This is a genomic window from Halocynthiibacter sp. C4, assembly GCF_028823805.1.
In the GTDB taxonomy this organism is placed as follows: Bacteria; Pseudomonadota; Alphaproteobacteria; order Rhodobacterales; family Rhodobacteraceae; genus Falsihalocynthiibacter; species Falsihalocynthiibacter halioticoli.
In genome coordinates, this window is the sequence record NZ_JAPEIE010000010.1 from 1 (window position 1) to 282 (window position 282).

Below are 282 nucleotides of genomic sequence, written 5' to 3' on the forward strand. Positions count from 1 at the left end.
TTTCGACGCGACATTGCAGGCGTTGCGCTCTTGAATCGTATGCGTCCGCAAGGCGTCGGTGGGCGATGACTGCCTCGACGCTCCGGCTAAGGCGCGCTGCCCGCTTTTCCGCGTGCGCACGGCTTTCGCAGTAGCCAAGCTCGCGCTCGATCGCGGCAGCTTCGCAATCATCGGGTGTTTCCATATCGCGCCATTCCGGTGTCAAAGCAGTAGGGGTAAGATGGGGCCCGGGAGCGCGTGCCCCCGGGCCCCGATCAAGTTGCTACGCGCGACCTCTCTGGG

The 282-nt window shown here is 64.5% G+C and carries 1 protein-coding gene; it reads right to left on the bottom strand.

The window, feature by feature from the left end; translation table 11 throughout:
• Positions 1–184, bottom strand: a 184-nt coding sequence (locus OU789_RS16815) for a hypothetical protein (protein ID WP_274656944.1), incomplete at its 3' end; no start/stop codon positions are given.
• Between the last annotated feature and the right edge of the window lie 98 nt (positions 185–282).